Annotated in this window: 8 protein-coding genes; 6 read left to right on the forward strand and 2 right to left on the reverse strand. The window is 64.6% G+C overall.

Annotated elements, in window-relative coordinates; genetic code table 11:
* Positions 1-2 precede the first annotated feature (2 nt).
* Together MFF24_RS04740 and MFF24_RS04745 are read left to right on the forward strand one after the other, a co-directional pair.
* A complete protein-coding gene (locus tag MFF24_RS04740; RefSeq protein ID WP_238222770.1) occupies positions 3-830 on the forward strand; it encodes a hypothetical protein in 828 nt (275 codons plus the stop codon).
* Positions 831-836: 6 nt separating this feature from the next.
* Positions 837-2,849 carry a hypothetical protein gene (locus tag MFF24_RS04745; RefSeq protein ID WP_238222771.1) on the forward strand — a complete coding sequence of 671 codons (2,013 nt, stop codon included), beginning with the start codon at positions 837-839 and terminating at the stop codon, positions 2,847-2,849.
* Here MFF24_RS04745 and MFF24_RS04750 read toward each other — a convergent pair.
* The gene (locus tag MFF24_RS04750) at positions 2,798-3,067 is read right to left on the reverse strand and encodes a hypothetical protein (RefSeq protein WP_238222773.1); all 270 of its coding nucleotides are present in this window, start codon (positions 3,065-3,067) and stop codon (positions 2,798-2,800) included. The two genes, MFF24_RS04745 and MFF24_RS04750, sit on opposite strands and share 52 nt — an antisense overlap.
* A 1,402-nt stretch (positions 3,068-4,469) precedes the next feature.
* Positions 4,470-5,351, reverse strand: coding sequence for a [protein-PII] uridylyltransferase family protein (locus MFF24_RS29035; RefSeq protein WP_373322655.1), 882 nt, complete (start codon positions 5,349-5,351; stop codon positions 4,470-4,472).
* Between the two features lie 996 nt (positions 5,352-6,347).
* Between MFF24_RS29035 and MFF24_RS04760 the strand changes: the two genes are divergently transcribed.
* The 4 genes from MFF24_RS04760 (at position 6,348) to MFF24_RS04775 (ending at position 12,571) form a co-directional block, all read left to right on the forward strand.
* Positions 6,348-7,397 carry a hypothetical protein gene (locus MFF24_RS04760; RefSeq protein WP_238222776.1) on the forward strand — a complete coding sequence of 350 codons (1,050 nt, stop codon included), beginning with the start codon at positions 6,348-6,350 and terminating at the stop codon, positions 7,395-7,397.
* A gap of 3 nt (positions 7,398-7,400) precedes the next feature.
* Entirely contained in the window at positions 7,401-7,970 is a 570-nt protein-coding gene (locus MFF24_RS04765; protein WP_238222778.1) for a hypothetical protein, read from the forward strand.
* Positions 7,971-8,125: 155 nt separating this feature from the next.
* Positions 8,126-10,072, forward strand: a complete 1,947-nt coding sequence (locus tag MFF24_RS04770; RefSeq protein ID WP_238222780.1) for a hypothetical protein — start codon at positions 8,126-8,128, stop codon at positions 10,070-10,072.
* A 264-nt stretch (positions 10,073-10,336) separates the two neighbouring features.
* A complete protein-coding gene (locus MFF24_RS04775) occupies positions 10,337-12,571 on the forward strand; it encodes a hypothetical protein (protein ID WP_238222781.1) in 2,235 nt (744 codons plus the stop codon).
* The last annotated feature ends 42 nt before the right edge of the window (positions 12,572-12,613 follow it).

Below are 12,613 nucleotides of genomic sequence, written 5' to 3' on the forward strand. Positions count from 1 at the left end.
CTTTGACAGGCGGCGCCGCGAACCGGGCCGCCAAGAACAACGCTGCCGTCATCGGCCAGAACCTCGGCGTTGGCGCCGATGCGCTGACGACCGGCACGAACAACGCGCTCGCCACGCTCGGCACGCGCGGCAGCGGCGCGACGGCGCTCAGCGCGCTCGCAGGCGGCTACTCCAACGCCCGCGACGACCTGAACAACCAGTACGGCCAAACGCAAGGCTACCTCGGCCAACTCGGGCAACTTTACAACCCGCTCGTGCAGCAGGGTGGCGGGGCGTACTCGGCCTACAGCGACGCGATCGGTGCGAATGGTGCGGAGGGATCTCAGCGTGCGACCGATGCCTTTCGGGCCGCCCCTGGCTACGAGTACGCTCAGAACCAAGCTCTCGAAGCTGTTCAGCGCAGCGCTGCGGCTCGTGGTGGGCTGGCCGGCGGGAATGCCACGGCCGACATTCTCAAGACCGCAACCGGCTTGGCCGACCAAGGCTACCAGCAATACGTCAACAACCTCCAGAACGGCTCTCAGTTCTTCACCCAAGGGCTGGCGGGGCAGGGGAGCGCGTTGCAGGGTCAAGCGAACGCCTCGATTAACCAAGGCACCGCCCTTGGAAATCTAGGCACCAGCTACGGCACCAATGCCGGCAATCTGTTCACGAACGCGGCCAACATCGAAAACGGGTTCGGTCAGAACGTCTCGAACCTGTGGGGCAACGCAACCAACGCGCTCGTGCAGAACAACAACAACAAGGCCGCCGCGCAGAACGCGGCATCCGCCAACATGATCGGCCTCGGCATGAACGCGCTGACCGGCCTGACCAAGCTGTTCGGGTAAGAGCGCATGTCGGGTGGTTTCGGCGTCCCGTTGATCGACTTCGCCCCGCTCGGGCAGGCGATCGGCAATCTGAGCACGATCGGGCAGCGTGAAGAGGCGCAGAAGCTCCTCAACGCGCAGCTCGACGCCGCGCTCGCTGCGCAGGGGCAGGCTCCGGCCGCTCAGGCGCAGACGCCGCTTGCCGCGCTCGGGACGCCACCCCAGCAGCCAGCGGCTTCCCGTGCGTTGCCGACGTTCGCCCAAGGCACTGACATCGGTCGGTTTGCCTCGGCGATCCAAAGCAATGAGAGCGGTGGAAAGTACGGCATCGTTGGCCCGATCCACAAGAAATACGGCAGGGCACTCGGCGCCTATCAGGTGATGGAGTCCAACCTGCCGTCGTGGTCGAAGGAGGCCATTGGCCGCGAGGTGTCGCCTGACGAATTCCTGCGCTCCCCGCAGATCCAAGACGCGATCTTCGAGAAAAAGTTCGGGCAGGCGGTCGCAAAGTACGGCAACCCGCAGGACGCCGCGTCCGTATGGTTCACAGGCCGTCCGCTCGCGCAGGGCGCCAATGCCAAGGACGTGCTCGGGACGACCGGCGCGGAGTATGTGCGCCGCTTCAATAGCGCGCTGGGCCGCGCCCCGGCTGGCTCCGCGCCAGCCTTGCCGGCGACCGCAATGCAAATGCCGGGCGGCGGACAGCCCGCGCCCGCATCGGCTCCTACCGCCCCCGTACAGGTCGCGAGCGCGCAGGCAGACGTTCCCGCTTCTGGCGCGCAGCCCATTGGCTTCAACGTGCCGGGGCAGGGCGGTGGCGACTTCGTGCCCGGCACGGAAGCCTCCCCTGCGCTCGCACAGTCTCGCGGCGCGGCGGCACCGGCTGCGGCTGGTGGGCTGTCCCCGGCGGCGTCTCAGCGTCTTTCTCCGGCCCAAGCCGATAACCTGCGCGCCATGCTGCGCAACCCGCTCACGCAGGGCCATGCCGCGAAGATCATCGAGGGCCTGAACAACCCCGACGAGTTCTCGTTCCAGGTGGTCGGCGACCAGCTTGTCCGCACGTCTAAGAGCGGGCGGGCCGAGGTGGTGCCGAACATCACGAAGCCGGTGCAGTACCAGACCTTCAAGGGCTCGGACGGCAACGATTACGTCTTCAATCCGCAAACTGGCCAGACGACCCGCGCCATCGAGGGGCGGGAGCGGCAGTTCGCCGACCTCGTGAGTGCGGATGAGCGCGCCGCTGCTGGGGTTGACCCGGCATATCGTGGGCCTGTCCAGCGTGGGCCGAACGGCGAGCTGAAGTTCCCCGGCAAGGCGGCAACGGAAGTCAACATCGGCGCGGAGAACGCTGGCGCGAAGGCGACGGCAACCGAGTCTGCCAAGGCGGTGGTCGAGCGCTTTAAGACCATTGGCACGGTTGGTGAGAGCGCTCGCAGCGACATTCCGCTCATCGGCGAGATCCGCGAGTTGGGCGGCGCGATTGGCACGGGCGGGATCGCCGCGCTCCAAGCCAAGTTGGGCGAGTACGGCATCAAAACCGAGGGCTCGGGCAAGATCGAGGCTTACAACGCCCTTCTTGACCGGCTGACCCCGGCACAGCGCATCGAAGGGGCCGGCGCGACCTCGGACTTCGACGCCCGCATGTTCAAGGGGTCACTGCCCCGCCTCATCAATACGCCGGAAGGCAACGCTCTGGTTGCCGACACGCTGGAGGCGGTCGCGAAGGATCGTGTCGAGCGTGGCGAGATCGCCAACCTCGTTCTTCTCGGCGAGCAGCAGGGCGGCATCTCGGCTCAGGAGGGCTTCAAGCGCCTGAAGGCGCTGCCCAGCATCCAGACCGGGTTCGTGTCGCGGATGAAGGAGCTTCGCGCGGGTGGAAAGTTGGGCTCTAGCGCCTCTGGCGAGCCCTCCGGCGAAGTCGGCCGCGCCGCGCCTGACACGCTCCGAAAGCAGGCTCAGGACGCCATCGCCCGCGGGGCGCCGCGCGATCAGGTGATGGAGCGGCTGCGATCCAAGGGCTTCAGCGTCGAAGGGCTCTGATCCTTCATCCCGCGCAGTGACCGCGCCGTCGATTGCGCGATCTCGATGATGAGAACCCCCGCGAACGTCGCGATGAACGCGCTCGCGACGCCGAGCATCAACGCGACGCCGATAGCCGGGTCTTCGCCGGCCTGTTGCTTCTGCCACGCAACCCACAGCCAGAAAGCGACGCATGCTCCCTGAAGCGCAAGCCATGCGATCTGTCTGATGGCAGGCATGTTTGACGATCTCATTCCGTCTGACGGTGCGCGTAGCGCGTCGAAGCAGCCGGGCATGTTTGACGACCTCGTGCCCCAGACGCAAGCGCCGGGCGTGCTCGGGCGCGTCAAGGATGCCGTGCGCTCGTTCGAGGCGGGCGGGGATCGGGGTATTTCCGGGCTTCTTGGCCTGCCAGCGGATGCAGCTCAGCTTGTTGTCGCCGGCAAGGACTACGCAGACGCTTTCATTGCGGGGCGCCCCTACAACGACCTGAAGGCGGAGCGCGACGCCAAGGCTCTCGTGCGGCCGGAGCAATTCGAGCGCTTCGGCTCCGCCGCAGTCGGCCGGTCGCTGGATGCCGCCCGCGGGCCGGAATACAAGCCGCAGACGCAGCTTGGCGAGTATGCCCGCACGGTTGGCGAGTTTCTGCCGAACGCGGTGGGTGGCGGGCTGAGTGCCGGCGCCCGCGCGGCTCGGGTGGTCATCCCTGGTGTGGCGAGTGAGGCGGCCGGACGGGTGACGCAGGGCACCGCGGCCGAGCCGTGGGCGCGGGCTGGCGTGGGTATCGCCGCGGGCCTCGGCGTCAATGCTGCGACCCGGCCCGGCACAGCGGCCGGCACCGTTGCTCGCGCGGCGGGTGATCTCGCCCCGGCTGAGCGTCAGGTAGCGCTTGGTCGCTACGACGAGTTGATGGCTGCGGCTCGGGAGAACAACGTCCCGCTCTCGCCGGCCTTCGCCTGGGATGCCGCTACGAACGGCGCTTCAGACATGGCGAGCCTCTATCGCCACGCCGAGGCGATGGGGCGGATGCGCAGCTTCAATGCGCAGATGCCGGGCGCTGTTGATCAGGCGGCTCGGGCTCGGTTTGAGGCAGTTGCTCCTGTCGATAGCGCCCCGACGCTGCTGGGGGAGCGAGTTTCCGAGGCTGCGCAACAGGCCCTCGATACCTCGCCCGCCGGCCGGAACGTCGAGGCGGCGCTTCAGGCAACGGGGCCGCGCGTCACGCCGGATCAGGCCGGGCAGGTGATCCAGCGCGAGTTGCGCGGTGTCGTGGATGCCCGCGAGGCGGCCCGTTCTCAGCAGGCGGCGCGCGACTACGGCGTCGCTCGTGAGGCGCCTGAGCGGATCGGCATTGATCGCACCGTCACGGTGGAGCGGCCCGGCCCGCCCGTGCTGCAAACGCTCGACAATGGCGAGGTTCGGCCCCTCGGCTACGAGCCGCCGCCGCAGGGTCCGAGCACGCTCGCGTCAACGGCTCCGACGCGGCCGGAAGCGCCTGTTCAGGCCGGCGCACGCGGCCCGTCGCTGGCCCGCTACATCGCGGAGAACGGCGGCATCGGCCTAGAGCGCGGCGACATCAAAGCCGCGGGCTTGGATCGCTTTCGTCAGCCCGGCGTGTCCAATCTCGTCCGCGAGGACGGCCTATCGATCGACAATTACTGGCGTACGCGGCTGATTGAGCAGGGCTACTTGCCGCCCGACACGGCCGGCGCCGGTATGCAGCGCAACGTTCACGACGAGATCATCAACCTGCTGGAGGAAGAGGCTCGCGGGCGCCGCACGTACCCTTACGACTACCTCGGCCGGGATGATGCGACGGGCTTCGGGCAAGCGCGCGACGAGTTCGCGGCAGCGTCCAGCCAAGCGCAAAACGATCTGCGGCGGGCGCTGACAGAGGCCGGCATTGATCCGCGCTCGGCCGATCCCGGCGCGCTCGACCGGGCCGCAGCCGCTCTGGTCCGTGGCGAGACAAATGACCCGCTTTCCGCCTTTGAGAGCGTCGTCATGGCCGCTCGCGAGCCGGCGTCTCGCGGTCCTGCCTCGCGCCTTGTGCCGACAACGGTGACGGAAGAGATTTCCGCCCCGCGCTTCGGGCAGGTGAACCCGCAGGCAGCGCTTGACGCAATCGGTCGGCAGGTTCGCACCGCGAAGGGCGATGTGCGCTCCGAGTTGGAGCGGGTGCGCCGCGACTTCCTTGAATACGGCGCCGATCCCGTCTCGGGCGTTCGTGAGACGGATCTGTCCGTGGAAGGGTTGTTGCATGCCCGCGAGCGGTTGGATTTCCGGCTGTCGGAAGCCCAGCGCGTCGGCGATGCCACGAAGGTTCGCGATCTCCAGACGGTGCGTGCCGCGCTTGATGAACAACTGAAGGGCGTGCCGGAGGTAGCGCAGGCGGACGCCAATTTCGCCGCGAACAGCCGTCCGCTCGAACCCTTCACCGGCAACGCTCCCCTTGCCCGCGTCACGCAGCAAGATCCGCTGACTGGCCGGATGGCGACGCCAACCGAACAGGTGCCGTCGCATCTTCAGGGGGCCTCGGCCACGCGGGAATTTCTGGCGAACGCAACGCCGGAGGCTCGGCGGGCCCTAGAAGGGCGCGTTACGACGCAGATCCTCGACCAAGCCCGTGGGTTTGATGGTCGCGTGTCGGTTGACCGCCTCCGTTCCGCGATGCGCGAGAGCGAGGACGTGCTTTCTCAGGTGCCGGAGGTTCGCGAGCGTCTTGGGCGTGTCGTGGATGCGCAGGCGGCGCGGGATCGGCTGAACGGCACGCTTGTCGGCAAGCTTGCGGCGCGGGACCGTACCACGGCGCAGGCGATCGACACGCTGTTCCCTCGCGGTGGCGATCTTCTGCCGAACGGCGAGCGCGAGATCGGCGCCGCGGTCGCCGCCCTGGTTCGGCAGAACCCGGAGGCGGCCCGCCAATTGGTGCGCGCCAAGTTGGAAAGCGCCTTCAACTCGGCGACGAAGGATCTTCAGGGCGGGGCCAACCAGATGGGCGGCGCTCGCTACCGCGCGCAGCTCGTCGGCAACCCGCAGGAGGCGGCCAACATTGCAGCCGCGGTGCGTGCGCTGCCGAATGGCGACACGCTCGCCGATGGCTTTGGCCGTTTTCTCGACGTGCTGAACGCTTCCGGGCGTCGGCAGAACGTCGGTTCGCGCACCGCTTACAACGAAGAGTTCCTGCGCGAGGCCCGCGACGGCTCCCGCGGAGAAGAGGCGCTGCGGCTTGCGGCCGGCGGCTTCGTGAAGCTCCCGGCCAGGGTGCAGGAGCGACTTGAACGCTGGCGCCTCGGCCGCAACGTCGATGAACTGGCTCGCCTCTTCAGCGATCCCGATGCGGTGACGGCCTTCCGCGGCCTGATCGCGACCGGAGACCGCGGCGGCAACATCGCCGGCCCTGTCGCCCGCCTAACCGCCATTGCGTCCCGCAGCAGCACGCAGCCCCGCGAGAGCCGCTAGGCGCCTCGCTGGCGCCCTCGGCCGCTGACGCCCTTCCCCTTACGCCTGGAGACGCTTGTGGCGCTTCTGAGCCTTTCCTTGCAGGCCGTCCACGACACCTCGGGCAACCGGGTGCTCGATGGGCGCTTGTCGGTCTTCCAAGCCGGCACGACGACGCCAGCGCCTGCTTACGCGGATGCTGGGTTTGGCAACCGGCTCCCGCATCCCCTCCTGGCTCGGGGCAGCGGGACGTGGCCGCCGATCTACCTGCCGCCGGGCGAGTATGATCTGCGCATCACGGACCCCTACAACTATGTCTATGACGAGGTGGCCGGGGTCGTGATCGACGCGCCGAGTTCGGGCGGCGGTGGCTCAGGCGGTGACGTAGACGACAAACGGCTCGCTCAGACCGGCGATATCAAGGACCGCTACGGCGTCGGCACTCATCCCGGTTGGGTTCGGGCGAACGGGCGAACGATCGGCTCGGCGGCGTCCTCGGCATCCGAGCGCGCCAACGACGATTGCGAGGCACTGTTCTCCTTTCTCTGGACGCAAGACCCCAATCTCGCGGTCTCGGCCGGTCGAGGCGCGAACGCGGCGGCCGATTGGGCTGCGGGCAAGACGATCGCGCTTCCCGACATGCGCGGGCGCACGCGGGTCGCGCTGGACGATCTCGGCAACACGGCTGCCGGCCGCCTTGCTGGCGCTCTGTTCGCCTTCGGTGGAGCAACTGCGCTCGGTTCCTACGGCGGCGAGGCGAGCCACGTCCAGACGACTGCGGAGATGGCAACCCACATCCATCCCGTTTCAGCGACGATGGACGTGCAGGGCAACCACGCTCACGGCGGCGGCACGTCCACGGACGGCGATCACTTCCACGGGTTCACCTACAACGTTCAGGTCGGATATACGACGCCGGGCGGCGCGGGTGCCGTCAACAACGTCGGCGGTGCTGGGAACGCCACCGGCTTCACGGGCGCGACCGGCGGGCACTTCCACAACATTCAGACGAACATATCCGGCGCCCACGCGCACAACATCTTCGCGTCAATGACGGCGCAGGGCAGCAGCGCCGCGATGAGCTGGATGCAGCCCTTCACCCTTATCAGCACCTACATAAAGCTCTAGGCGATGGCGCATCATTTCCATCGACCGGTGTCGAACCGGGGGCAGTGGCGCGGCACCCTGACCGTCTACACGGACAGCCCACCCGATCCGTCCGAGACGGTTTTCACCTTCAACGCATGGCCCACGGACAGGCAAGGCGGAAGCCGCGATTACGGTTGGTCGCAGCGAGGCTCTGGCGGCTTTGTCCTGTCCGCAAGCACCGACGACGAGACGGGGCGGCTCTCCACTGCGGTGAATGGCAACGCGCTCATCGTCTCATGGCTGTTCCCGCCCACTCAGATGTGGGGGCTTCCGGTCGGCTCTTTTGAGGGCAGCATTAGCGCGATCATCGCTGACGAGATGTCCGAGATCGAGGCGTTTCGCTTCGTGGTGCAAGCGCGCGGCTCAGCCGATCGCCTGCGCCCGCTCGCGCCGCTGCCAGCGCTCCCGCTGCCGCCTCATCCTCTGCCGCCTCCGCCCATTGTGGTTCTGACGCCAGAAGCGGTTGCTGCAATCCTTCCCACTCTGCCGACAACTTTACCGGCCCTGCCGGGCCTTCCTTGGAACAATGGGGGCTTCCTGTCGTGGTCGTGAGCGAAGCTAAATTGGCTGCCCATCTACCCCTGCTTCTAGCAGCACTGTGGCCCGCCACCGCGGCTGGACAGTCCCTGCCGCAGCCTCAGGTCAGGTTGCAGCCAGAGAACGACAATTCCAATCGAGCCGCATCCACGTCCTACGTGGATCGATCTGTGCAGATTTTGCTCAACGCCATCGATGCGAAGGCCCCGCTTTCAAACCCTACCTTCACCGGAACGGCAAAGGCCGACACGCTGCAGATCCTCGGCCCCGGTTCAACTGGTGACATCTCGGGGATGACGGTCAACGGGAGCCCCTTGCCGACTTTGCTGGGGCAGAAGGCTCCTTTGGCAAGCCCGACGTTCACCGGCACAGTAACGACCCCGACGCTCAGCGTTACGGGCACTGGTTCGTCCGGGCGAGTCGATGGCATGAGCGTGACACCTTCGGCGTCAACCACCGCAAACACCCTCTCCGCGCTCCTCGGCCGCACGGTCTACATCACCGACTTCATGCCGCTGGGCTCGACGGACATCACCGCCGCGCTAGGGCTTGCCGAGGCCAAACTTGGGGCGGGCGGAGGGCGTATCCTTCTGCCGTTCTCGACTGCTGGGTACACGATCACCGCCAAGCATCAGTTCGGCAGCAATGTCTCCGTCGAGGGCGAAGGCCGGAGCGCGGCCATCATCACTTCGAACTTTAACGGGGACGTGTTTGCTTTTGGCGATGGGACGGAGACAAACCAGAATAGTGGTGTCCGCAACGTCACCTTCCGGTCTTCGATCACCCGCACCTCGGGCGCTGCGGTTGCGCTGCGGGGCACCTTCAATGCCAAGGTCGCCGATATTACCTGCGACGTGAACCCCTATGTCTGCGTCGATGTCTACAGCGGTCCGAACGCCTTCAAGATCCACGTTGACCGCATCATGGTTCCGTCCGCAGGTTACGTCGGCATCCGTGTCGGCTTCGGCAATCCTGACGGTGGCCCAGCAGATGTGTTTATCAACGAACCGCTGATTTCTAGCCAGACTCGCGCCGGCATCGAGATTGCCTCGACCGGCGGTGTGCAGATGAACGGTGGAGATCTCATCGCCAATCAGACCGCGCTGCTAGTCGCTCCTGGCAATGGTCAGAAAGTTTTCGCCCTCTACGTTCGAGGAACCTACCTTGATACGAGCGTGCAGTCCGGCCTCAAGATTTCGCCGACAGGCACCGGCATAGTAGTAGATAGTCAATTTACTGATCTATGGGCTGCCACGAACGGAATAAGCAATGGCGCAGCCGGTGTCCTGGTCCAAGGCACTCCTGCCTCGGTCCGCTCGGTGTCGTTCAATGGTCCGAGGTTGTTCAATGGCGGTGGCGAAGGCTTCCGCATGGAGGGCGGGGCATACATTGACATTGTTAACCCGCAGATCGGTTTTAATGGCCTGTTCGCGAACAACACCTATTCCGGCATCTACGTCGCGGCCGGGGTTTCGAACTGGTCGGTCACTGGCGGACGGTCAGGCGCCGGCACCGGGTTCACCGCGACGAACCAGCAGAAATACGGGATCGAGGTTGCGCCGGGCTCTGGCAATAGCTTCGGCATCGTGAACGTCGATCTCACCGGCAACGTGACCGGCGCTCTGTCGAACGGAGCAACGGGATCGAACCAGACCGTCATCGCAAGGGGGGCACCCTACGCCTCCAATGGTGCCAACTTCGGTGTTGGCACGAAAGTGCCGGGCAACCTTATGACAATCGCGGGTCCTTCTCGCCAGCCATCCGATGCAAATTCCGGGGGCGCGACGGTCCAGATTTCGTCGGGAACCGGCGCGACTTCGGACACCGGGATTTTCCTTGGTTCTCAGACAAATACGAGCGGCTGGATGCAGTGCGCCACCCCAGGTTCGGCTACGCTGCCGTGCTTGGTCAATCCGAACGGCGGTGCAGTTGCGCTTGGCAAGCCGGCGGCGACCTCAACCGCAGACGTTCCATCCATCCCGATCACCAACGGCCAACCGACAACGAAGACATCGCCGGTTAGCGGAATGGCCCCCATGTACCTCGATGGGCAGGCCAACAAACTGTGCTTTATCATTGGCGCGACAACGTCCTGCGCGCAGCTGACTTCTCAGTGATCGCGAAGGTGGGGTGGCGCTAATCGAATATGGCGCCATCCCCGCGACACAGACTGTTATTGATAAAGATCAGCACTTATTGGAGCCCGGCCAACCGCGTCAACAACACGCTGTGCGTGGCCGTCGCCATTGAGGGCATCCCGTCTCTCGCCTGCGTTCGGCCGGACCGGCGGCGCTGATCCCCTGCATCTCGGAGATGACCACCATGCCCGTCGCTGAAATTCAGCGCGCCCTCCTCGCACGCCATCGTTGAAGGAACGCCTAATGAGTAACGGTGCCGTCTTTGAGCGAGCCTACCCATCTGACTTGCGCGATGGAGCCGGCATAAGGTTCGACAAATTCGGGCTGATGGCAACCGCTCGGCTTGAGTACCGCAACATTGCGGCTCTTAAGACATCGCCGCAGAAGGGGCTTGTCGCCATACAAGACCCTGACACGGGCCAATTCGGCGCGCTGGACTTCGCGCAGTTGCCGGTTGCACAGCCAGCCGACGCGTCGATCACGAACGTCAAGCTCGGTCCGGCGCCGGGGCTGACGATCAAAGGCAATGCCGTTGATGCCGCCGCGCAGCCGCAGGACATCCCCCTTTCATCTCTCGTCGCGCCGGGCAACCCGATCGGGGACGCAATCGGTGCCCGGCCGACCGTGGATCAGGTGGGCGACGTTGCCTTCCCCGCCAAGCTTTTTTCGGGAACGGCTCTGCCTGCTCAGCGCGCTGCTGCGGAGCGCGCCACAGAAAACCGCATTTCCCTTCTCAATTGGGTAACGGACCGAGCGGAGCGGGCTCGTATCCTAGCGGGCACGTCCACATCTGACCACACCGCGCTTATTCGGCAAGCCATTCTAGATACGGCGGCGGCCAACCTTCATCTGCTAATCGAAGGGGTCTACAACGTATCTGATAAGATAAATGGGCTGGCCGTTTCGCAGTCGATTTCTGGTCGTCATTGGTTTTGCGACGGGTTAAAAGTCCTGCCAACATTCAATCCGGCCGCAACCTGCGTTTTGGAGGGAAACCATTACTGCACCTTGGCGAACTTCAGCATATCGTACCAGAGCCCTCTTCTGACCACCCCGCCGTTGACGCGGGCAACGATTGGCACAAACACGGCTGGATTTCCGGATGATCGCTACCGTGCCGTGCCTGCTATAAATGTGCCCTACATCCAGACCAGAATTGATGGTGTGTGTATAAAAAACGCAATGTACGGCATAAGGGCTCGCGGTAACTGCGGCGCGGCCTACTGGACGGATCTGCGCATTGGGGCTTTTACCAAGGGGGTCGAGACGGACGGCGCACTTGATTTCATTACTGGTAGTGGGTGGCGCTTTTGGCCGTATGGGTACGACGGATTGGCCGAAACTTTCTACTATGATGGTCAAACGGTGGGGTGGGATTGCGCTCAAGTCGAGAGCGTTGCCGTAACCGATCTCAACTTCTTTGGCGCCAACATGGTTGTTCGGGCCGGCGAGCTAAACCCCGGAACTACGCCATTTGGGAACGTTGGCTCGGTCAGCCTAGACGGCAATTGTTCGCGTATTATTATGCAAGGCGGGCGCCTAAATATAGGAGTTCTTTACTCTACGAAAGACAGCGGGCAGGCAGGATATGGCGGCAAATCTGCGGATTGCTTCCGCTCGCTTGTTCAAACTGGTGGCCGACTTCAAATTGGACTGCTTGATAGTGTCGTTAATGGCGGCGCCAATGACATGGAGATCAACGGCGGCACACTTGAAGTCCTCGGCGGCACACATCAGCAAGTCTCAGCTGGATTTCGGTCACTGTTCGTGACAGGTGGGTATGTGCGTGCGGCCTGGACGCAACAGCCGAATATTTCGGCCGGAACGCTGGTGCAGCAAGCGGTGGCGAGACCGGTGGAATTCGCTGCCGCCACCGGGACGGGCGTGCTTAACGCTCAAGATATGACATTTATGCCGCAGAGAACGGGGGACAGTGGGAACGCCATCGTTTTTGCATCCGATCTGCCTGGGAGCGTCGCTCCGCTGAATGCTGGCGGTTGGGGGATTGCAGCAACTAATGGTATTCAGAACCTGCAGCTTGGCCCGACATTTGCTGCCGGGACAACGTTCTCGCCAACTGTCAATTTTGTTACCCCAAACGGGTTTGTCCCGGTGTATGTCGAGCGGCACGGGAGGTACTGGCACACCGCGTGCGGCATCGAATTCACTATGCGGCTCGTGGTAAACATGAATAATGTGTCCGTTGCCTCCGGTCGGCTTTTCATTACCGGATTGCCAGCTTTGAATGGGGAGGCAACCGGACGGGCTTTGACGCTGGGGGAGTGGAGCGGCATCGCCTTTGATGTTCCTTTCACACAGCTCAACGCCGCTTATGACGATACGCGCAAAGCCTTGGTGCTGTGGGAATGCGGCCGGGCAAGCGGCATTGCCCCATCGGCTGGGCCGATTATTGCGACGAACTTCATAAACAACGCCATCATGGTTCTGAATTTGTCTGGATCGATCGCCAAGCGGTGACCCCTCATCTGCCGACCGCGCGGCTTTACCGTTGCGCGGCGG

Source organism: Methylorubrum aminovorans, assembly GCF_022179725.1.
GTDB lineage: Bacteria > Pseudomonadota > Alphaproteobacteria > Rhizobiales > Beijerinckiaceae > Methylobacterium > Methylobacterium aminovorans.